Raw genomic sequence first — 23,655 nt, forward strand, 5'->3', positions numbered from 1 at the left:
CTAATCATTAACATCATTAAACAGCTGTTGTAAGTCATGTATTTGACGCTTACCTTGGCTGTTTAATGGAATTTCTTCAACTGCTCTAAAGCGCCTAGGAATACCTACTGGCTCTAACCACTCTCTTAACTCTGAGCGTAATTTTAACCAGAACTTTCCTTTAGTACCTTGTTGCATTAATTCATTCCCTATCTCTGAAAGTACAATAACCGCACCTAATACAGTACGTTTTGCTTCTTCCATTGGGATCACAGCCGCTTCATCAATCCATTCAAGTTGCATTAACCGCTTTTCAACTTCGGTCAGTGAAAGGCGTTTTTCTTCAATTTTAATCACTCGATCAACACGCCCTTTTAGTATGAACTGACCATTATCCAACAAATCACAGTAATCACTGGTCGGATACCATAATGACTCATCAATAAATGGAGATAATAGCTCTAAGCAGTGTTCAATATTCAAGCGAGCTTGGTGAGAGGGAAAAAATGTCCACAGCGACGTTGGTTCCATTTGTTGGCGATATCCAACACCACCGGTTTCGGTACTGCCATACACTTCAAATGGACGTAAAGAGAGCTTTATTTCACTCTGCTCTGCCCCTTCAATAGCAAGAGGGCCACCAGAAGAGAAAACCATTTGATAGTGATTGTAACCTTCATGATCAGCAAGGCGCTTTAATAATGCAGGACTGCAAATGATTGTTTTTTTATGGTCAGGTTGATGAGATAAAATTTGTTCTGGATAAATGAAATTTGTTCGGCTAAATGCACGACCAGCACATAATGGCCATAGCACTCTAAATAACAGACCATAAATATGTTGGTGAGAAACCGTGCTATAAATCTCTGTCGCGTCTAACTTATCACCCCATAACTGTTCTAATTGCTGGATTTCGTTATCCAGTAATTGTAATGTTTTTTCTATTGGTTTTGGGGTGTCAGTAGAACCTGAGGTAAACAAGGTAAGGCGAACTTGATTCAATACTAATGGGGATAAACGACAAGTACTGCTATCTGAAATGGCATTGTAATGATGATGCTGATCACAAGGCATAATTTGAATGATGTCATCGTGTAGCAATGCATCAAAATGCTCAGACAATTCAGTTAATGCCGCTGGCTGATGATTTCCGGGTAAAATAATATGTTTTCCTGCATGAGCTAAAGCAAGAAAAGAGACCGCAAACTGATAGCTATCATCAAAACATAGCGCCCATTTTGTTTCAGTTTGTTGGGATAAATAACCACATACCCGTTGGACATCATGCTGAAATTGATCATGGCTGATATAATTATGTTGCTCATCAAAACACACGGATTGCGTTAATCCATGTTGCAACCCGACACCAGAAAGCGATAATCCACTCATGCTTCTTTTCTCTTTATCCATTGACGCACTAACCATTCAGTGACAAAGAGTGTCCCTATCAATAAATAACTAATAAAGCCGTTGTATAACATCCATACTTTCATCTCTAAAAAACAGGTAGAGAGGGAAATCGAGCCGTTAATTATAAAAAACACACACCAAACCTTAGTTACCGTTCTAGTGTATTTAATACCACTCTGTGGTAGTTCTGGTTCTTGAAGTCGAGCAAAGCGCTCTATCATGCTTTGAGGCTGAAATAACGTCCAAAAAAAGACAGTAAACATCACTACATTCACAATCACAGGGTAAAACGTAAACCACCCTTCAGATCGAAATAACCAACCTAATCCTGCAAGAGTAATTCCTGCTCCGCCGCTGATCACTGCTATGTATTTAAGCTCTTTAATTGGAACTTGTTTTCCTCCAACCATTCGCACCAAAAACAACACCGCTAGCACGCCTGCTACGGTCGTAATTCCACCAAAGTGAAGACCATAGTAGACCGCTAGCGGGTAAGCAAGCAGTGCAATGGCTGACAGTACCGTCAGCCAACGCATTATTTTAGCAGCGCTGCTACAGAGTTAACCACATCATCAACGGTGCGGACTTCTTTAAACTCTTCTGGTTTGATTTTTTTGCCTGTTACTTTTTGTAAGTGAACAACCAAATCAACCGCATCAATACTGTCTAAATCAAGATCAGTATACAGCTGAGCTTCAGGTGTGATATCTGCTTCATCAATTTCAAATAATTCAACCAATGCAGCCGTCACTTGCTCTAATACTTGTTCTTTATTTGCATCTGTCATGACTTACTCTCTTACGCTTGATTTGCAGTAATGTACGCTGCCAAGTTTGCTACTGACGCAAAATGTTCGCGGGTTTGAGTGTCGTCAGCATCCAATATTAGGTTGTACTTTTTCTTAATCGCTAACCCTAATTCTAGTGCATCAATCGAATCTAAACCTAAGCCATCACCAAACAGTGGTGCTTCTGTTTCAATATCATCTACAGAGATATCTTCTAAATTAAGTGCTTCAATAATTAATAGTTTAATTTCGTTGTGTAATGCTTCCATCAATGACCTACTTATTTTCTTTTGATGTATTAAATTCATTTTGAGGATACAAAGCTGTATCTAAAAATCGATTTACGTTTCGAGCTGCTGAAGATGACGAATCAGCGCCTTCAATAAAAGGGGTGATGGCTACCTTGTCTTTCACTTGTATATGAAAAAAAGGTCGAACATCTGGTACTTGATACCACTTTGCTTCTTTGGTTAAGAAACTGGGTGTAACCGTGACATGAATGATCCTAAAATCACTCTGACTACGAACAGCAATTTGTGCTGCGCCACGCTGAAGTTTAGATTTAACTCCTGGCGTTGTTCGCGTTCCCTCTGGAAAAACCAACAACACATTTCCGGAATTTAACTTATCCGAACACTCTTCTAAAAATGATTCCGGATCACGATTTGGAATATACCCCGCCGCTCTTACTATCCCGCGAATGAACGGATTATGCCATAGCGCCGCTTTTACAATACAGTCACATTGCGGTAATTGTGAAGCAATTAAAACATAATCAATCAAGCTAGGATGATTCGCGATAATTAGGCAGCTTTTATCATTTTTTAATAACTCTGCACCATCAAATTGATAGCGAATAGCTCGACTGTAATGCATGGTTTTACAGAAAAGAAGAAAACTTAGCTGGATGATCGCTTGTACTCTAATTTCACGCTGTTTGGTATTTTTCGCCGTAAACGTTAATAGCGGAAAAATAATAAATGTTAAACAAAGGGCACCAGCTCCAAATAAAGAGAAACAGAATCCAGTAGCAAAAATTCGCCAATATTTATCAATACGTAAAAGTAAAGTCATTTGTTATTTATGCGTCCATATCCATTGCATTGATGAACTCTCAATCATCCATTCAGAGGGCGATCCTACTAACTTAGAAATACATTGCAACCCATGTGGCATCTCATTATGTTTGTTTGCAGGTTTATTGTTCCATTGCAGAGAATATTCACTACCTGCACTCAATATAAGCCCGAATGCATAGCCTTGATATTCTTGTTGTTCGAATTCTTGATAATGTGAAGGAAGTGGTTCATCAAAGTCAATCACGAGCACTTTATCATTCGAGTTATCACTCAAATATGCAGCCGCTTCGATTAATGCAGAATGAAAGGTATTTTCTCCCGCAACAATTGAGGTTACTGGAATGGCTTTTTTCGCCGTAATCGTAAACAATCCCGCAGCCGTATTATGAACCGACTGTGAAAACGCTATTGGAGAGGCATCTTCGCCCTTTAAAATATCTTCCAATAGAGCACACGTTCTTGTTAATTCACCATGACGACTGGCAAAAATCAAATAATCAACCTGTTGATCTTGAGCTAATGTAAGTGCAGTTTGAACAGCTAATTTACTTAACGAACTCATTCTTCGTCGAGCCATGGCGGGAATTTTATCAACTGACGCTTTTTCACCTTGCAGCCAAGTGAAATTATTTCCTTGCCATTGTCGCCACGCATCTTTACTTTCTATACCCGCTGAAATTGCGTGCCAATCAATAATATTAAAATTTGCGTATGCCATGATGCCCACTAATAGTAAAAACATTACATTTTGTTACTCTACTCGTATAGGATATATGAATTCTGTGACTTGGCGCAAATACAAAAACGGCAAGCCATTCGGTAAATAAATATAAAACCATAAATTAATATGCTCAAATCACACTTTTGATCTCTTTATTTTGAGCGATTAATTTATGACTTTTAATTCAATATCTGTAATGTCTTGCTTTTGAACAAAGTTTCACTTTAAAGCACTGATATGATCCGTTCACCTTCTAATAATATGGTTAATTTCGTGACTCAATATAAAAATGACCCTTTCAATGCGCTAGAAGCCAAAACAGAAGCTCAAAAGCTGTCTTTTGCCCCTATCGTTTTTCATACTGCTCGTACACTTAGAGATCTTGGTATTCTCGCCGCACTCGATAAAGCAGCAAACCAAGGCTTAAACGCAGAACAATTAGTACAAGAGACTGGTGTTTCTGAATATGGCGTTAAGGTTCTACTCGACATGGCATTAAGTGCCCATATCGTTACTTGGGATCAGCCTAATTACGTATTAGCAAATTTAGGCCACTTTTTATTACACGATGGCATGACCAATGCAAACTTAGATTTTACCGCTGATGTTTGTTACGCCGCAATGATGCACCTAACCGAAGCGATTCAAGAAGGGACACCCGCTGGCTTGAAAGAGCTTGGTGACTGGCCAACCATTTATGAAGGTTTATCTCAATTACCTGAAAAAGCAAAAGAAAGCTGGTTTAAATTTGACCATTTCTATTCTGACCGTTCGTTCCCTATTTTATTAGAAAAAGTATTAAGTCAAAAACCAAAACGTCTTTTTGATATCGGCGGTAACACTGGTAAATGGGCCTTACAATGCTGTAATTATGATAAAGATATTGAAGTAACCATTATTGACCTTCCACAACAAATCGAAATGGCATTAACAAATGCAGAACAACAAGGCTTTGCTGATCGCATAAATGGCTATCCAACCAATATGCTTGATAAAACACTGCCATTACCTCAAGGTGCAGATATATGGTGGATGAGCCAGTTCTTAGATTGTTTCTCTCCTATGGAAATTCTGAGTATTTTAAAACGTGTTCGCGCAGCAATGTCTACGAATGCTAAAGTCTATATTCTTGAGCTATTTTGGGATGCTCAAAAGTACGACGCTGCGTCATATAGCTTAAATGCAACGTCACTATACTTTACTTGTTTAGCAAACGGTAACAGCCGATTTTATCGTTGTAGTGATTTCTTAGAGATCATTGCTGAAGCAGGCTTTAGTGTTGCTGAACAAACAAATGATATTGGTTTAGGGCACACCCTACTTGAACTTCGAGCAAATTAAACCAAAATATTAATAACAATAAAAAGACCAAAAAAGGCGTCCAAATCTTACATTGGATGCCTTTATATTTTTAAAGTCTATTTACGCTTGCTCACTCTCGATAACCGCTTTTAAACTGTGTGGATGCAATTTAATACACACCCCTTGATGCTTGAAAGCCACAGTATAATTTGCAACTCGCTCTGCCTCACCTGATGGGCAACTCTGCTTTACTTTCACACCCAAAGACGCCAATTCTGACCACTTTTCTTTAAGTATAGGAAATATAGAAAATAAGTAAGTCAGAAATTCTTCTTGCGAATTAACCTCGCATGGAATAACCCACTCGACATGTTCCCAACCTTGCTGAGGATACGCTTTCTCTCCCGGATAAGGTAATTCTAAACATTCAATAGACCAGCCATTGATATTTATCGCTTCATTAAAGCCTAGAGCAATAATTGGACGACCATTAATCTCGTTATTTGACCATTCTTTAGCTTGTTGCAACCACGCTTGATGAGCAGCTTCAGCCACACCGCGATCATTAATGCGTAAAGCAATATGATCCGCTTGATAATCGGAGAGATCCAGCCCTAGCACATCAAGTAAGGTTTGGATTTTATCCATGAAAACAGGCAAAGCATTAATTAACTGCTGAGGTTCTAATTGTTGTTCTTTTAATAATAACGATGACATGAAAGCAACCTAACGATTGAAGAAGAGAAACCGAATTGTAGCAACCTCTTTACTTGATGTTTAGACTCTTAAGAAAAAATAGCAGAAACTATTAAATATCCCCTATTTTATTGCTATTATTAACGACTATTTTGCTTTCCATGCAACAGCATTCCTGTTTAACAGCGATATGAAGGATAACTCTTTGAATATTCAATCACTTATTAACGACAAAGTATCTCAAGCCTTAGAAGCAGCTGGCGCGCCAGCAGGCAGCCCTGCCGCAGTTCGTCAATCTGCAAAAGCTCAATTTGGTGACTACCAAGCTAACGGCGTAATGGGCGTAGCTAAGCGACTAGGTACAAACCCACGAGAATTTGCTCAGAAAGTACTGGATGTTTTAGATCTTGATGGCATCGCTAGCAAAACTGAAATTGCAGGCCCTGGCTTTATCAATATTTTCTTATCTGAAGAATTTCTAGCAAAACAAGCAGAAGCAGCATTGGCTGACGAACGCTTAGGTGTTGCTAAGGAAAAACAACAAAACATCGTTGCCGATTACTCTGCACCAAACGTTGCAAAAGAAATGCACGTGGGTCACTTACGTTCAACCATCATTGGTGATGCTGTTGTTCGTACTCTTGAGTTTTTAGGTCACAACGTTACTCGTGCTAACCACATCGGTGACTGGGGTACTCAATTTGGTATGCTTATCGCAAACCTTGAACGTGTACAAAAAGAGAAAGGCGAAGTTTCTATGGAACTGTCTGATCTTGAAGGTTTCTACCGTGAATCTAAAAAATTGTACGACGAAGATGAAGAGTTTGCCGTAACAGCACGTGGTTATGTAGTTAAACTTCAAGGCGGCGATGAGTTCTGTGCAGATATGTGGAAGAAACTTGTTGACGTTACTATGGTTCAAAACCAACGTAACTACGATCGTCTAAACGTATCACTTACTCGTGATAATGTTATGGGCGAAAGCATGTACAACAGCATGCTAGCACCAATCGTTGCTGATCTTCAAAAACAAGGTCTAGCGGTTGAGAGTGATGGCGCTCAAGTGGTTTATCTTGACGAATATAAGAACAAAGATGGCGATCCAATGGGTGTTATCGTTCAAAAACGTGATGGTGGCTTCTTATACACAACCACTGACATCGCTTGTGCTAAATACCGTTACGAAGAATTAAATGCAGATCGCGTACTTTACTTCATCGATTCACGTCAACATCAGCATCTAATGCAAGCGTGGACTATCGTTCGTAAAGCAGGTTATGTTCCTGAGAGCGTTTCTTTAGAGCATCACGCGTTTGGTATGATGCTAGGTAAAGATGGTCGTCCATTTAAAACTCGTGCTGGTGGTACTGTTCGTCTGGCTGATCTTCTTGATGAAGCAGAGCAACGTGCAACAACACTAATCGAAGAGAAAAACAAAGACCTATCTACTGAAGAAAAAGCGAAGATTGCGACAACAGTTGCAATGGCTGCTGTTAAGTATTCTGATCTTTCTAAGCACCGTACAACAGATTACATCTTTGATTGGGACAATATGTTGGCATTTGAGGGCAACACAGCGCCTTACATGCAATATGCTTACACTCGTGTTGCGTCTATCTTCAGCAAAGCAGGCTTGTCTATGGATGAGCTAACAGGTGAAGTTAAGATCACGGATGAGAAAGAAAAAGCACTGATTACTAAATTAATGCAATTTGAAGAAGCGGTTCAAGCAGTAGCAAGTGAAGGTCAACCTCACTTAATGTGTGCTTATCTATTTGAACTTGCAGGCCAGTTCTCTAGCTTCTACGAAGCGTGCCCTATCCTTAACAACGAAGATGAAACAGTTAAGCAAAGCCGCCTGAAGTTAGCTGCATTAACGGCTAAGACAATCAAACAAGGTCTAGACTTATTAGGTATTGAAACGCTAGAACGTATGTAACCTACATATACATCAATAAATAAAAAATGCCGTTAATTTTCATTAACGGCATTTTTAAAGCCTGCGTAATTATCTAATCACTAACTTACTCTTACTGATATTAAATCTTAAATTTTGACACCTGCTGATTTAATAAATCTGCATGTATTTTTAACTCTTCTGCTTGGTTTAGACTACTTTGAGCAGATATCATGATATCTTCGCTCGTTTCTTTAATCGTCATTGTATTACCATTCATTTCAATAATAACCTGACTTTGCTCCTCAGCCGCAGTTGCAATTTGAGTTGCCATATCTGAAATTAGTGCAATTGCTTGAGTACTTTCATTTAAACTCATTGCTAAATGATCAATGTCATTCACGGTTCCTTCAACCGTTTTTTGATTTGATTTCATTGCATCAACCACTCTACCTGTTGAGTGTTGCAATGAATCTATCATCATATAAATTTCTTGTGTAGAATCTTGCGTTCGTTTCGATAAAATTCGAACTTCATCTGCGACGACGGCAAAACCACGTCCTTGCTCACCCGCTCGCGCCGCCTCTATTGCTGCATTTAGGGCCAATAGGTTCGTTTGCTCTGCAATACCTTGAATTGTAACTAAAATACCTGAAATAGAGTTCACATGATCATTTAATTCACTAATCACATTCGTAGTATTAGATACTTCCGAAGCCAATTGCTGTACCGATTGACGAGTAGAACTAGCCAGCACTAAACCTTCTTCTGAGCTTTTCGTTGACTGGTGTGCTGCTGTCGCTGTTTGAGCAGCATTCATCGCGATATCACTCGCAGCACCAGACATTTGATTCATTGCTGTCGCAACAGAAATTAAATTTTCTTGCTGATCCTCTAGGCTTATCATTGTCGATTTACTATTTTCTAAACTGTTCGTTGCATCTTGCTCTAAATCGATACTCTGTTTGTTAATATGACAAATTAACATATGCTGACTTTCAGTGAACACATTAAAACTATTAGCCAATTCACCTATTTCATCATGAGATTCTATTTTTAATCGCTGTGTTAAATCACCATTACCATTAGCAATTTCGGCTAAGGCTGCGGTAATTCGTAACAACGGAGCGAACATAATACTCATGATGTAGGCCATCGCAAGTATACTAATCACCAATACAACTCCAGCCCCGATTAATTGATTTATTAATTGTTCTTTTAATGGAGCCTCTAGTGTTTCTTTATCTATTGCTAATACTAAAGTCCAATCAATATTAGGAATATTAATCGCCCATAGTAATTTTTCTTTTTGTTGGCGATCAAACATAACTTGAGTTAACTGTTTATTTTTAGACGCTTGTTCAACTTTGTTAAGATCTAATTGACTACTAAGTTTAGATAACGGTTGTTGAACTAACTCTGCATCAGTATAAGCAATGATTTTCCCTTCAGAATCAACCAGTATTGCCTCACCATTATCAGGCAATGCCATCCCCGCCACTTGTTTAATTAAAATGGAAATAGATAAATCTGATGCGACAACGGCGTCTTTTGTTGACTTTGCTATGGTTACAACCGTATCTTTCAAAATAGGTTCAAAATAAGGTGACGTAACCAATATATCACTTTGCTTTTGTGCATCAATATACCAATCCGCATCTCTTAAATCTAAACCAGTTACGTCTAAATTAGGATCAGAGGTGAGTAAGCGACCATCATAATAAGTATAATAACTAATTAAAAAATTACCGGCCTCTTCCGCTAGATACAATAATTCCTCGTTATCACTAACGTAATTAGATAAACCATCAACAATGCTGATACGGAAATTCATCCACTCTTCAATTTTTTTAGAGTGCACATCAGCAAGTCGAGCTAATTGCCGTGTCGCTGTTTCATGCTCCAACATTTTTTGTTTCGAGTAACTCTGCCAAGAAAGCAACGAAATCACAGAAAGTAACGATAAAATGGTAATAAAAAGAATTTTTTTCTTTAATGAATAATTTTTCATATACACAACTATAAATATGTTTTGTTGATAACAACAAACTACACTTTAATGCTTACAGTGAAAACATCGTCGATGAAATCGAATTATCCTTAATAAACTTCATTATGAGTATCATTTAAGCGTTAATCGATAACTGAAAGCAATCAGTTATCACTAGATAAAAATAGAACACCTAAAATACCATCTTTGATGTTCTATTTTTACTTTACTAAAGGGGATCGCTAAAAAACGAAAATTAAAACCAACGTTCAAGTTCTGAACGATCTAATAATTTAAATGCTTTATTCAACACATTAGCGAGATCTTTATAACGAGGTCGTTGTTTAATTGGTTCTAATGCTGCACCTGACCCAATAATTTTTTGGTAAAGCTCTCTATACCAATTAATTAGCGCAGGTGGTAATTTTGTATTCGCTCGATTACCTAACCACCAAAATCCTTGCAATGGCATACTTAACGCGAACAACGCGATGATAATCGCCTGAGGTAACCCAGCAGCATTATTAAAAGCCATTTGTGTCAATACACTAATTACTGCTACCGCTGGCATTACCTTAACTGCAAACTTAGTGGCTTTAATCACTCGTTGCTCAGGGAAAATTGGAGCTAACTCTTTTCGCTCAGGCCAAGCGTCCATGTAAGTCTGGCCGTCTCGAAATCGGAATAGAAAACCGTTTTCACTCATATTGCCCCCTTAATTTCTAAACAAAAGTTTAATTATTCAAAAAAATACAGAATAAACTTGATTAGAATTAATATTATCTTAAAATATTTTTGTTATCTTAGCGCACAATCGTTATCCTATGCGCTGATTTATCTTTTACTGTAGTTCTACTATAAGCTAAAAGTAGATAAATCGGCAAGGACTGCTGTAATGCTCTTTCTAAGGATAGCCAATTTTTTTTGTACAAATGTAGTTTTTATCAATTAAACGACTACATTTGTCATTGCTATGTCATTACGACATAACTCTAATTACTGATGAATAAATAGGTATTTATACATGTCTAAGCTGGTTTTAGTTTTAAACTGCGGTAGTTCTTCTCTTAAATTTGCGGTTATTGACGCAGAATCTGGTGCAGAGCACTTAACTGGTCTTGCTGAGTGTCTTGGTCTTCCTGAAGCTCGTATTAAGTGGAAACTTGATGGCAAGCACGAAGCTCAACTAGGTGAAGGTGCGGCTCACGAAGAAGCTCTATCGTTTATGGTTGAATCTATTCTTGCTTCTAAGCCAGAGCTTAAAGCTAACCTAGGCGCTATCGGTCACCGTATCGTACACGGTGGTGAGCAATTTACTGCATCAGCACTTATCACTGATGAAGTACTTAAAGGTATTCAAGACGCTGCAACTTTTGCACCTCTTCATAACCCTGCTCACATCATCGGTATCGAAGCTGCTAAAGCAAACTTCCCAGAGCTTCAAAACGTTGCGGTATTTGACACTGCGTTCCACCAAACAATGCCTGCAGAGTCTTACCTATACGCTCTACCATACAACCTATATACAGATCACGGCATCCGTCGTTACGGCATGCACGGTACTTCTCACCTGTTCATTACTCGTGAAGTTGCTGGTCTATTAAACAAGCCAGTTGAAGAAGTAAACATCATCAACTGTCATCTAGGTAACGGCGCATCTGTATGTGCTATCAAGAACGGTCAATCTGTAGATACTTCTATGGGTCTTACTCCTCTTGAAGGTCTAGTAATGGGTACGCGTTGTGGCGATATCGATCCTGCGATCATTTTCCACCTACATGACGCACTAGGTTACTCTGTTGAGCAAATCAACAACATGCTAACTAAAGAGTCTGGCCTACAAGGTCTAACTCAAGTGACTTCTGATTGTCGTTTCGTTGAAGATAACTACGGCGAGAAAGAAGAAGCAACTCGTGCGATGGATGTATTCTGTCACCGTCTAGCTAAATACGTTGCAGGTTACACAGCAACACTAGAAGGTCGTCTAGACGCAATCACTTTCACTGGCGGCATCGGTGAGAACTCTGCACCAATCCGTGAAATGGTTCTTAACCGTCTAGGTATCTTCGGTATCGAAGTTGATAACGAAGCGAACCTTAAAGCGCGTTTCGGTGGTGAAGGTACTATCACTACAGCAAACAGCCGCATTCCTGCAATGGTTATCTCTACTAACGAAGAGCTAGTAATCGCAGAAGACACAGCTAAACTAACTGGTCTATAATATCTCCTAAGAGGCTAGCCATTGGGTTAGCCTTTTTTCTTTTATAGTGTAGAGGAATTTTTCATGTCTCGTACTATTATGCTTGTTCCAATCAGTGCTGGTGTTGGTCTAACTAGCGCAAGTTTGGGTGTTTTACGTTCTATGGAACGTAAAGGCGTAAGCGTTTCTTTTTACAAACCTATCTCTCAGCCTCGTCATGGTGGTGATCAACCTGATCTAACTACTTCAATTGTGACTAGCAGCAGCGATATTAAAGCCGCTGAACCGACTACGGTTGCTCGTGCTGAACAGCTTCTACGTAACGATCAAACTGATGTTCTTTTAGAAGAAATCGTTGCTCGTTATAAGTCTATTAGTGAAGACACTGATGTGACGCTTATCGAAGGTCTTGTTCCTACTCGTAAGCACCCATTTGCGAACCAATTAAATGGTGAAATCGCAAAAACATTGGGTGCTGAGATTGTGTTTGTAGCGACTCCTGGTACAGACAACCCTTCTCAACTTAAAGAGCGTATCGAAGTAGCATGTTCTAACTTCGGTGGCACTAAGAATAAGCAAATTGCTGGTGTTATCATCAACAAGCTTAATGCGCCTGTTGATGAAGCTGGTCGTACTCGCCCTGATTTATCTGAAATCTTTGATGATGCTGATAATACGACTAAGACTAACCTTGAAGTAATGCAAATCTTCAACTCTAGTCCTATCCGTGTTCTTGGTTGTGTGCCTTGGAAAATAGATCTAATCGCTACGCGTGCAATCGACATGGCTAAGCACCTTAATGCTGAAATCATCAATGAAGGTGAAATCGCGACTCGTCGTATTAAGAGCATCACTTTCTGTGCACGTTCTTTACCGCATATGATTGAGCACTTCAAACCAGGCTCTCTATTAGTAACTTCTGCTGACCGTCCTGACGTTATTGTTGCTGCATGTCTTGCTGCAATGAACGGCGTTGAAATCGGTGCAATCTTACTAACTGGTGGTTACGAAATTCCTCAGTCAATCGCTGATCTTTGTAAGCCTGCACTAGATGCTGGTCTTCCAATCTTCACGGCTCAAGGAAACACTTGGCAGACTTCTCTAAATCTACAAAGCTTCAGCCTTGAAGTACCTGCGGATGATAAAGAGCGTATTGAGTTTGTTAACGAACACGTTGCTAGCCACATTGATGGCCCTTGGATTGACTCTCTATCTGAAGGTACTGAAGGTATCCGTCGTCTAAGCCCACCAGCATTCCGTTACCAGTTAACTGAATTTGCTCGTAAAGCGGCTAAACGTATCGTTCTTCCTGAAGGCGATGAGCCTCGTACAGTTAAAGCTGCGGCTATCTGTGCTGAACGTGGTATCGCGACTTGTGTTCTTCTTGGTAACCCTGAAGAAATCCGTCGTGTTGCAGCGCAACAAGGTGTTGAGCTTGGCGCTGGCGTTGAGATCATCGATTCTGCTGCTGTACGTGAAAACTACGTTGCTCGTTTAGTTGAATTACGTGGCGCGAAAGGCATGACTGAAGTTGTAGCTCGTGAGAAACTACAAGATTCTGTATTCCTTGGTACTATGATGCTTGAAGCGGGTGAAGTTGACGGTCTTGTTTCTGGTGCGGTTCATACCACAGCAAACACGATTGTTCCTCCGTTCCAAATCATCAAAACAGCCCCTGATGCTTCTATCGTATCTTCTATCTTCTTCATGCTTCTGCCTGATCAAGTACTTGTATACGGTGACTGTGCGATCAACCCTGATCCAACCGCTGAGCAACTTGCTGAAATCGCTATCCAATCTGCTGACTCTGCAGCGGCATTTGGTATCGACCCTCGCGTTGCAATGATCTCTTACTCTACTGGTGAATCTGGTAAGGGTGCAGACGTTGATAAAGTACGTGAAGCAACCAAACTTGCTCAAGCAAAACGTCCTGATCTGATCATCGATGGTCCGCTACAGTACGATGCTGCAATCATGGAAAATGTAGCTGCTTCTAAAGCACCTAATTCTCCTGTTGCTGGTAAAGCAACTGTATTTGTATTCCCAGACCTAAACACTGGTAATACAACATACAAAGCAGTTCAACGTTCTGCTGAGCTAGTCTCTATCGGTCCAATGCTTCAAGGTATGCGCAAGCCTGTAAATGACTTGTCTCGTGGCGCTCTAGTAGACGATATCGTTTACACAGTAGCACTAACGGCTATCCAAGCTGCTCAAGCTGAAGAAGCAGAGAAAGCTGAAAAAGTAATTAACTAATTTCATGCCTTAGCAGTAAGGCTTAGTTAACAAAAATAGAAAGACACGCGATGAGAATTGCGTGTCTTTTTTTATGCTTTAAAAGCAGGACGAGAAATTAAGGGCTGGGTTTTAGAAAAAAAACGAGAGCCAACTGGCTCTCGTTTTTATTTATTATCTACTGAAAACTAGATAATTACCGTATGTAAGTAGTCATTAACTCATCTTTATAAGCAGGTCGATACCAAACACGCTCTGCTTCTTGACAGCACTGAGTCTTATCACAACCAATAAGCTCACGAGTTAACTTACCTTTTTTAACCCAAAGCTCAAGCATTGCATCAACGCCATCTTCACTCATGCTGAATTTCTTAGCTAACGTGATCCGCTCTACGCGACCTTCTTCATCAATATATTGCTTAAGCTCTGTCAGGATCATACTAAGGCTGCCTCTTGTTGTTCTACTTCTCTACTCTTACGTTTTAATGCAAGGTAAGTAATAGCCATGACAATAAGGGAAATCGCGATCCACATACTGCTTGTCATTGGCGCATTAGAGAAGTTTGCAATTTGGTAATATAACGTTGAAGACACATAAGCTAATAGCATTGTCCAACCAGCTATAAAGTAAGAGTATTGACGACCAAACTCACGCATGTATGCTCCCATAGCTGCAACACATGGTGTATATAACAAGATAAAAATTAAATAAGCCATTGCACTTGCGCTTGTTACAAAGTGAGCTTGTAAATTACCAAAGATTGAATCAGCAACACCTTGGTCTTCTGCAACGGCGCTAGCATTAGTTAAATCACCGACTTCAACACCTAGTGGATCTGAGTAACTTAAACCAGATAAGTTATCAGGAATAGACATTACTGCTTCTTCCAGGCTAGCCATCAAATCAAACTCAGCATCTTCATCAGCAGGATCTGCATATAAACTATTTAGTGTACCGACAACCGCTTCTTTAGCAAAAATACCGGTGATGATACCAACCGTTGCTGGCCAGTTGTCTTCTTGAATACCAATTGGCGCTAATACTGGAGTCACAATTTGAGCCGCTTTTGATAATACAGAATTTTCACTATCTTCATTACCAAATGAACCATCCATACCCAATGAATTAAAGAAACTTAAAATAGTGACAACAACAACGATAGTTTTACCCGCACCAAGAACAAAACGTTTCAGCTTTTGCCACGTTTTAATCATGATGTTACGCATTGTTGGAAATTCATAATCTGGAATTTCCATAATGAACGTATCACTACGACCAGGGTAGATAGTATGTTTCAGCAGTAAACCCGTAAATACAGCAGCTAAAATACCTAAGAAATACAAACCAAATACCACGTTCTGGCCATTTTCTGGGAAGAAAGCAGCAGCAAATAGTGCGTATACAGGTAAACGAGCACCACATGACATAAATGGAGCCATTGACGCTGCCAGTTTACGCTCACGCTCTTGTTCTAATGTACGAGTCGCCATGATAGCAGGAACGTTACAACCAAAACCAAGCACTAAAGGAACGAATGCTTTTCCCGGTAAACCAATCTTCTGCATTACTTTATCAAGAACAAAAGCCGCACGAGCCATATAACCCGAGCTTTCAAGCAAAGATAGGAATAGGTATAAACAACCGATAACAGGAATGAATGTTGCGACGGTTTGAATACCACCACCAACACCATTTGCAATTAATGTGACTAACCAAACAGGCAAGTGTCCATCTAATAAATAATGCCCACCATCAACTAACAATGCACCAACACCGATATCAAAGAAATCAATGAATGCGCCACCTATGTTGATAGAGAACATAAACATTAGATACATAACGAAGAAAAAGAATGGGATACCTATCCATTTATTTAATATTACACTGTCTATTTTTTCACTAACACTGTGGCTCAAACCACCTTCTTGACGACGTAACTGCTGACATAATTGGTGTAAAAATGTATATCGACAATCAGCAATATGAAAATCAGCTTCAATTTTCGTACTCAATACATTAACTATATTCGCAATGCTATTTCTTTTATTTGACTCTAATGTATTTAACACTAACGCATCGTTTTCTAATGCACGAATAGCCAGAGAACGACTAGATGCATACTTGCTATTAAATAAATCTGATGCTTTTGTTATTGCTGCTTCTACGTCTTCACCGTATGACAAGTCCAATGGAACCATCTTAATGCCTTGAACAATAGACTTATGCAGTTTCTCTTTAAACTTATGAACTTGACCATTGTTATTAGCCGATAGTGCTAATACAGGGCAACCTAGCTTCTTTTCCAGCCCTTTAATATCTAAAACTTGTCGCTGACGCTTTAATACATCCATCTTATTAAGCACCACGATCATTGGGCGACCCAACTCACGTAACTGCAATGTCATGTATAAACTACGCTCTAAACACGATGCATCCACAACATTAATAATTACATCGGCATCGTGCGTTAACACAGCACGAGAGGCGATAGTTTCATCAAGGCTATTAACGTCATTACCACTATCTAATGCATAGATGCCTGGTAAATCGGTTAATAGAAACTCATCACCAGAGCACGTATATCTACCTGTTTTCTTCTCAACAGTAACACCAGCCCAGTTACCTACTTGCTGCTTAGCTCCGGTAAGACCATTAAATAACGTTGTTTTACCGCTGTTTGGATTACCTACAGTTAATACTTGATATTGCATTCTATAATTCCTTAACTGTAATTTGTTCTGCTAGGTTTTTACGAATGGCAAGAGAGGTACCTCTTACACTAATTTGTAATGGGTCACCCATTGGTGCCTTACGCAATATAGATATTTCAGTATGTGGAAGCATACCCATTACCATTAATTTTTTTCTAGTGTCTGTTGGTAATAAAGACATGTCTGTTACAACGGCTTTTTTACCGCTTTCTAATTGCGCTAAGTTCATCTCTAACTCCACAGTAGTGAGAATCATTATTATTTCGCTTCATTCTATCGTTAACAGCCCGTATTATCTTGCGCTAAATCAATTTTTGTCAGTAAATTGACAAAAATTCATGAATAAACACGGTTAAACAGGCAACTTCCTTACTCTGATATAACTTAAAAGCCATTGTTAATTACGTTAATATTGATGGTATTAAAATGACGTCAAAATAATTTAACAAGTAACACAAAATCGATAACACAAATTAATCGATTAATATTAATAACTTAACTAAAGAAAATGCACTTTGTCGCTTTTGTACCTATAGAATGTCGTTATTTTGATATGTAAAACAAGAATGGCAGAGGTATAGTTATCTGCATCGAGAGGGAGACCTCTCAAACTTTTATTCTAATAGAGGTAATGAGATTTCTCTTATCACCTCGGCAGCAAGCGAAGGTACCTTTGGTACCCGCGACGTAGTCCCCCCGGCTACGTCGCGAACTTTTTTTCTACTCTATTTTCATTACTATCTAACTATTAACCCCATTTAACTCCCTTCATTTTCACTAACAAATTGAGTTGGCGATAATCCATAATGACGTTTAAAACGCTTACTAAAATAAGAAGGGTCATTAAAGCCAGATTCAAATGCTGCATCAGCAACTTTATGCCCGGAAATCAATAACTCACACGCTTTTTCTAATTTAATCTCAGTCAAATATTCTATAAATGAGCGCTTAGTTAATAACTTGAATTTTCGCTGGAAATTACGTTCTGAAATAAATAGCGCATTTGCAGCAGCTCTTGTTCCAAATGCAGGACTACGATAATTATCTTCAACTACCGTATAAACACCAATTAACCATTCTTGATTGCTATCTGGTTCATTATTCGAACCATTACCTAACCTTGTTAAGGGTACTTTATTGCTTAATGTATCGATTGCTATTGGCCACGACAGGAAAATCTCATTTTCACCGAGTCTATTTTTGGTTACTTCAAAATGCCCACCATTCTGCACTGTTAGCTGCTTAACAGAAGAAAGTCCTAACGCTTGATTAAGCATTTCAATAATTTGTGTTAAATCGACTCTCTTTAATTCATCAAGTTCATTATCTTCTATACACAGCCCCTCACTTAAAAAGTAAGTAGTTACTCTCATCTCATCGCATTCGATACGAATCGTGACCTGCTCTCCAAACCGACTTCGTTTTAATAAATTAAAAAGCACATTATTAAAAATTGCATCAATCAATAAAGGCTGGACAAAAATCGAACACGCTTTTGAATGGTCATCTAAACAGAGCCTAACACCTTTCGCATTGTATTCATCTTCCCAAGCTTTTGTTACTGCCCTTAATAGAAGAGACAGAACTTGATTAGTTCGGGTATTTTTCTGAAGCAACACTAACGGTTCAAGATGAGTAAGTTGCTTTAAAAGAGCCAAACTACACTCACACTGATTCGCTAACGCCAAATTAGTTAGTGACCATTTTTTTTGTAGATCATGTTGAATATCGATTATTGGTTGCTGTGCTTGCTCCGAAATTTCAGAAATCATATGCTGCCTAACCGTTAATAGCTTCTGCAACTGATTATTACTTGAAACAAGTGCCTTGCCTTGATTTTGTAGCTGCTGAGTCTTAATTTCTACGCTTTTTTTCAGCTTTTCATTACTTTTTTTTATCTCTTTAGAACGCCAAGAATAAATACCAATAATAGTGATCATCAATAACGTAAATAAAGAGAACATAAACCAAGGAGCAAAAAACCAAGGAACTTCAACATAAAATTGAAACTCCGTAATATTGCTGCTCCTTTGACCACTACTCCTAGGTTTAATACGTAATTGATACTTACCAGAATTCAGAGAATCAAAAATCAATGAATTACCATCAAAGTCTTGCCATGATTCATCATTAGAACCTAACAGTTGATAAGATACTGATTTATTTTTGAATTCAGGAAGGACGCCAAAAAGGAAAGATATATTGGAGCCATATGGTAACGGTGAACTGAGTTTTTTATTTATTCCATAGCTTACAGTTTGGTGATCAACATTGATCTGACCAAGTACTACATATGGTTTTGTTATTTGATGTTTAAGTAATTCACCTTCATTAACAAAAAAGACACCATCTTTACTCGCGAACATCATTACGCCATTAGACGATATGGAGCATAAATTCGGCAGCAGTTCATTATTAATTAACCCTCTCTGACTACCAAAATGCTTAATTAAACGCCCTTGATGGGTATACAAGGAAAGTCCCTTACTGGATGCTAACCACACGCCATTACTTGTTGATAATACACAATGAGGCGTTGTATATTCTGCTGAAAGAACGACATCTTTTCGATTTCCACTGGAGTCACTGATCTGCAAACCGTAATTACTGACAATCCAAGAGTTATTATATTCAGTATCAACCATATCAATGATGCTACCCGCACGCACATAAGCATGATCAAAAACCAGTGTTCCATTCTTATAGCGATATAATCCCATGTTCGTACCGATGGAGATTTCACCATTTATGTTTTCATAGAAGTGTGTGATTTTAGCTAAATATTTCTGGTCTAGCGCCCATGAAAAACCCAAGTTATTAAGCCCTCCAGTCACCGTATTAAATTTATATAACCCTTTTTTCGTTGAAAACCATAATATTCCTGATGAATCCCTCAGGCTATGGGTAATATTTTCCTCTTTTAATCGCTCAAGTCCTTTCGGTGTTGTGATTTTTTTTGTGATTCGATCTACTTGATAGATTCCAGAAGTCGTTGCTAACCAGACAAACAGATCATCAGACGTAATATCATTTATGTGATGAGATGTTATTTTTGTAATCGGTAAGTTAACGCTCTCACTACTTAATAAAAACAACCCCGTTGACGATCCTATCCATGCTTCGTTAACTGAGGTTTGATGAATTGAGGTTATCTCATTAATATTTAATCGACCATTCGCCTCTTTATAACGAACACGAGTAAATAATTGAGTACTGTCTGAGTAATAACTAATTCCATTGTCTGTTGCTATCCACAATCCATTATTTTTGTCAGCTAATAATGCATAAATTTTATTCCCCTCAAGAGAATAATCATCACGAACTACCGATTCAAAATTTGCTAACGTTTCCTTTTCTGGCATCCACTGAAACAGACCGCGCTCCGTACCAAACCACCACGACTCTTTTGTTTCAGCAAAAGATAATAAAGATAAATCAGTAGGCACTTTATGTAGAATATCGACGGTACTACCTTTTAGTTCGACTTGCCAAATACTGTCATGAGTTCCCAATATTATTTGATTTTTTTCTCTTGAATAAAAAATAGCATCAATATATTGACCAAGAAACAAAGGTGAAAAACGTTCCGTTGAAGGTTCAAATTCAAAAAGTCCCTCAGAGGTGGCTACTATCCATCTTTTATCAATTTGGACCGCACCGGTAATTTCTATTTCATCAAGAATAACACTGCTATTTAAGTCATTAATCAGTGAGCTATAAAAAGTCCGATCCTCTGGCTCATACACAAAAAAACGGTCAGCACTATTTCCCCAAAAGACACCATTGATTTGATTTAAATTACGAAGTTCTGCCTCTTCTGGAAAAGTAAACTCCACAGAGAATCCTTTTTCAGTCGACCAAGAATTAATTTTATTTTCTTTAATAAACCAGAATTCATGATCAAAAAACGCAATACGTCGAGGTAACTCAGTATCTGATTTATCTCCTAATGTATACATATTCTGTCCATCAAACAGATGAACTTGTCCATAGACGTCATACATCCATAACGCCCCATCATCACGTAAAAAAAGTTGTTGAGCTGTTATATATTGACCATCACTATGAATTGGCATGGGGTAGAAAATCGTATTATCTGAACGAGATAAAGTATAAGTAGAAAATGAGAGGCAAATACTTAAAATAAGTATTCTGAATAAAAACATCTACTCGCCTTGAGATAAAAATAAAAAGTATCAACATGATAGAAAAACTCTATCTATATAGCAATTAATACCAATAAGATTAACCAAGTACTTAAATACAAAAAAGCCCTCTCTAATTTATACAAATAGAAAGGGCGATATTAGAGTAGTGCAATGTAATGCTTTAACGCTATCTACACTTGATCACGTAGTGCATCAATGGTTAACTTAGCTTGCTGTTTAAAACGCGCACGCTCAGACTCTTTAACTGGTGAGGCTTGTGGCAAGGGTACTTTCATTGAATTTACCGCTCGACCATTTTTTATTAGTTCATAATGCAAGTGCGGCCCTGTTGAACGCCCAGTATTACCACTTAGTGCAATTTTATCGCCCATAGATATTTTCTGCCCTTTCTTCACTAAGATTTTGCTTAGGTGAAGATAGCGAGTCATATACTCTCGACCATGCTTAATGACGATATAATTACCAGCTAAAGGGTGATGCAATGCACGAACAACAACACCATCACCACTTGCGTATACCGGTGTACCTACAGGTGCAGCAAAATCAGTACCATTATGCGGTGAAACACGCCCTGTGATTGGGTGTTTTCGATAAGGATCAAATGAAGAGCTGATTCTAAAACGTTGATGAGTTGGGTAGCGTTCTAACGCTCGATTTAAGCTACGACCTTGAACATCATAATAATGACCATCAGTGTGCTTAACTAACGTAATGTCTCTGCCACCATTTTCATACAATACCGCTTTAACTTCGCCTGATGATACGGCTTTGCCGTCAATAAATTCTTTATCAACTTCAACCGCAAACTTATCCCCTTTACGAGCTTCTTTACCAAAATCAAACTTCCATTGTAATTGCTTTGCCAATGTTTGAATTTGACCCGGCGTTAGTCCTGCTGAGCGCGCTGAATTATAGAAATTACTGGTGACTCTTCCAGAAAGAAATACCGGTTTAATTTCACCGTCTTCTTCTTGTTGGGTAAAACTGTATTTTTCACCCGTCCAAGCATAAACATCGGTATCTTTAATGTTTCGATGAATTTTAAGCTCTGTTAATTTACCATTTTCATCTTGTTGCCATTCTAAATCAACACCGACACGCATATTTGCCGCCGAATTATTCACTTCTAGTAATGAATACATATCAGACATAGGCAGGGCATATTGGTTAAAAATTGCGCCTAGCGTTTCACCAGAAGCTACAGTGTGTGAATGTAGAATATCTTTAGCGGCTAATTGCTCATCTAATTCATCTTTTGGCGCGTTAAACTCAGGGTCATTGGGTTCAAAAATAGTACCGACTGGTTCACTATTTTGATCTGCCAATGTTTGAAGATTCCCACTCGATAAAGAAACTTCATTTCTATTTGAAACAGCCGAAGTGCTCTGTAAGCTATGTGTTGGCTTCCAGATAAAAACAGCACAAGTGAATAGGAATAAAGACAACAGAACAAACTTATGCCTTTTAGATAGCGTACCAAATCTAGCTGCGATAACTTCTTTATATTTTATTGACTTAGACAACGTGATAACTCATTACTGATGGTTGATAAAAATATAAAATAAGCACCCTTTTCATCAGTTTGCTGTATAGCTAAAGGATCAAGTTCACCTTTATGTACCTCTGTGCCTCTCGTAATTGTTGTTACAATAGCTGGCTCAAATTGAGGCTCTGAAAAGACACACACGGCTTGCTGATTTAAAAGTGATTTTTTTATATTAATCAAAGATTTTGCACCCGGTTTTCTATCCGGACTCACCGTAAAGTGCCCCAAGTTATTCATTCCAAAATAACGTTCAAAATAACCATATGCGTCATGAAATACAAAGTACCCCTTGTCTTGCACTGGCTTTAATTGATCTGAAATTGTCTTCACTGCCTGTGTTAACTTATTTTCAAACACGGCAAGATTAGACTGATATTGCTCTTTATTCAATGGATCAATTTTAATCAATTGAATCGTTATCTCTTTTGCGACAGCTAACGTTTCCTTTGGGCCTAACCAAAAATGCGGGTCTGTATTATGATGATGTCCGCCTTCATCGGCATGATCGTGTTGGTCAAAATGGAAAAAATCCACAGAGCTAAACTGACTAATCGTTACTACATTTTTTTGGTCTTTTAGTATTTTACTTAAAAAAGGTTCTAAATCATTTCCGTACCAAATGATCATATCTGCTTTTTTCACTTTCTTTATATCTGAAGGGCGTAATGCATAATCATGAGGAGATGCGCTTTGTGGTACTAAGTAGGTAGATTCTGAAACACCATCGGTCAGCTCCTGCACGATTAAATTAATCGGTTTTACTGAAGATAACACCGTCATAGCTTGAGCCTGAGCTCCAATGAGAGTACATAGGCCCAGTACAATAAATTGAATTTTTTTATTCATTTGCTTCTCTTAAAAAATGTGATGGCGATTGGATTTCTAAAATGTTACATTATAACACTTACTAATTGCAAACGACTCTTATTTAA

At 38.5% G+C, this 23,655-nt stretch carries 19 protein-coding genes; 4 read left to right on the forward strand and 15 right to left on the reverse strand.

The genetic code is table 11. The features are described from left to right. From Q1K78_RS09430 to Q1K78_RS09455, 6 genes are read right to left on the reverse strand one after another with little or no spacing between them, the layout of a single operon-like run. Entirely contained in the window at positions 1-1,389 is a 1,389-nt protein-coding gene (locus Q1K78_RS09430; RefSeq protein ID WP_300177357.1) for an AMP-binding protein, read from the reverse strand. Beyond that, on the reverse strand, positions 1,365-1,925 hold the full coding sequence (locus Q1K78_RS09435; RefSeq protein ID WP_300177360.1) for a hypothetical protein: 561 nt from the start codon (positions 1,923-1,925) through the stop codon (positions 1,365-1,367). Before Q1K78_RS09435 ends, Q1K78_RS09430 begins: the two co-directional genes overlap by 25 nt. Further along, complete coding sequence (locus Q1K78_RS09440) at positions 1,925-2,176, reverse strand: acyl carrier protein (RefSeq protein WP_300177363.1); 252 nt, start codon at positions 2,174-2,176, stop codon at positions 1,925-1,927. Before Q1K78_RS09440 ends, Q1K78_RS09435 begins: the two co-directional genes overlap by 1 nt. An 11-nt stretch (positions 2,177-2,187) precedes the next feature. Next, positions 2,188-2,445 carry a phosphopantetheine-binding protein gene (locus tag Q1K78_RS09445; protein ID WP_300177366.1) on the reverse strand — a complete coding sequence of 86 codons (258 nt, stop codon included), beginning with the start codon at positions 2,443-2,445 and terminating at the stop codon, positions 2,188-2,190. 7 nt (positions 2,446-2,452) lie between these two features. Continuing rightward, positions 2,453-3,250 (reverse strand): lysophospholipid acyltransferase family protein, encoded by a 798-nt coding sequence (locus tag Q1K78_RS09450; protein ID WP_300177369.1) that lies wholly within the window; start codon positions 3,248-3,250, stop codon positions 2,453-2,455. Positions 3,251-3,253: 3 nt separating this feature from the next. Beyond that, complete coding sequence (locus Q1K78_RS09455; RefSeq protein WP_300177372.1) at positions 3,254-3,973, reverse strand: beta-ketoacyl synthase chain length factor; 720 nt, start codon at positions 3,971-3,973, stop codon at positions 3,254-3,256. A gap of 276 nt (positions 3,974-4,249) precedes the next feature. Between Q1K78_RS09455 and Q1K78_RS09460 the strand changes: the two genes are divergently transcribed. After that, positions 4,250-5,317: a methyltransferase gene (locus tag Q1K78_RS09460; RefSeq protein WP_300177443.1), complete on the forward strand. Its 1,068-nt coding sequence runs from the start codon at positions 4,250-4,252 to the stop codon at positions 5,315-5,317. Between the two features lie 81 nt (positions 5,318-5,398). On the opposite strand, the gene Q1K78_RS09465 is transcribed toward Q1K78_RS09460, so the two are convergent. Then, a complete protein-coding gene (locus tag Q1K78_RS09465; protein WP_300177375.1) occupies positions 5,399-5,995 on the reverse strand; it encodes a VOC family protein in 597 nt (198 codons plus the stop codon). Positions 5,996-6,179: 184 nt separating this feature from the next. On the opposite strand from Q1K78_RS09465, the gene argS reads away from it, so the two are divergent. Then, the gene (gene argS / locus Q1K78_RS09470; RefSeq protein WP_300177378.1) at positions 6,180-7,913 is read left to right on the forward strand and encodes an arginine--tRNA ligase; all 1,734 of its coding nucleotides are present in this window, start codon (positions 6,180-6,182) and stop codon (positions 7,911-7,913) included. 100 nt (positions 7,914-8,013) lie between these two features. On the opposite strand, the gene Q1K78_RS09475 is transcribed toward argS, so the two are convergent. Then, positions 8,014-9,882, reverse strand: a complete 1,869-nt coding sequence (locus tag Q1K78_RS09475; RefSeq protein WP_300177381.1) for a methyl-accepting chemotaxis protein — start codon at positions 9,880-9,882, stop codon at positions 8,014-8,016. A gap of 235 nt (positions 9,883-10,117) precedes the next feature. Continuing rightward, positions 10,118-10,567, reverse strand: coding sequence for a terminus macrodomain insulation protein YfbV (gene yfbV / locus Q1K78_RS09480; protein WP_300177384.1), 450 nt, complete (start codon positions 10,565-10,567; stop codon positions 10,118-10,120). 318 nt (positions 10,568-10,885) lie between these two features. On the opposite strand from yfbV, the gene Q1K78_RS09485 reads away from it, so the two are divergent. Continuing rightward, complete coding sequence (locus tag Q1K78_RS09485) at positions 10,886-12,082, forward strand: acetate kinase (RefSeq protein ID WP_300177389.1); 1,197 nt, start codon at positions 10,886-10,888, stop codon at positions 12,080-12,082. A gap of 63 nt (positions 12,083-12,145) precedes the next feature. Beyond that, positions 12,146-14,317, forward strand: a complete 2,172-nt coding sequence (gene pta, locus Q1K78_RS09490) for a phosphate acetyltransferase (protein ID WP_300177392.1) — start codon at positions 12,146-12,148, stop codon at positions 14,315-14,317. Positions 14,318-14,492: 175 nt separating this feature from the next. Here pta and Q1K78_RS09495 read toward each other — a convergent pair whose 3' ends face one another. From Q1K78_RS09495 to znuA, 6 genes are all read right to left on the reverse strand, one after another. After that, positions 14,493-14,735, reverse strand: coding sequence for a FeoC-like transcriptional regulator (locus Q1K78_RS09495; protein WP_300177394.1), 243 nt, complete (start codon positions 14,733-14,735; stop codon positions 14,493-14,495). Next, positions 14,732-17,008, reverse strand: coding sequence for a Fe(2+) transporter permease subunit FeoB (gene feoB / locus Q1K78_RS09500; protein WP_300177397.1), 2,277 nt, complete (start codon positions 17,006-17,008; stop codon positions 14,732-14,734). Before feoB ends, Q1K78_RS09495 begins: the two co-directional genes overlap by 4 nt. Before the next feature lies 1 nt (position 17,009). Further along, a complete protein-coding gene (locus Q1K78_RS09505; RefSeq protein WP_012550767.1) occupies positions 17,010-17,237 on the reverse strand; it encodes a FeoA family protein in 228 nt (75 codons plus the stop codon). 529 nt (positions 17,238-17,766) lie between these two features. Beyond that, a complete protein-coding gene (locus tag Q1K78_RS09510; RefSeq protein ID WP_300177404.1) occupies positions 17,767-21,174 on the reverse strand; it encodes a helix-turn-helix domain-containing protein in 3,408 nt (1,135 codons plus the stop codon). A 173-nt stretch (positions 21,175-21,347) separates the two neighbouring features. Then, complete coding sequence (mepM, locus tag Q1K78_RS09515; RefSeq protein ID WP_300177445.1) at positions 21,348-22,688, reverse strand: murein DD-endopeptidase MepM; 1,341 nt, start codon at positions 22,686-22,688, stop codon at positions 21,348-21,350. Beyond that, positions 22,685-23,569: a zinc ABC transporter substrate-binding protein ZnuA gene (gene znuA / locus Q1K78_RS09520; RefSeq protein WP_300177407.1), complete on the reverse strand. Its 885-nt coding sequence runs from the start codon at positions 23,567-23,569 to the stop codon at positions 22,685-22,687. The genes mepM and znuA overlap by 4 nt, the downstream gene beginning before the upstream one ends. Positions 23,570-23,655: the final 86 nt, after the last annotated feature.

This window comes from uncultured Aliivibrio sp. (assembly GCF_946479765.1).
In the GTDB taxonomy this organism is placed as follows: Bacteria; Pseudomonadota; Gammaproteobacteria; order Enterobacterales; family Vibrionaceae; genus Aliivibrio.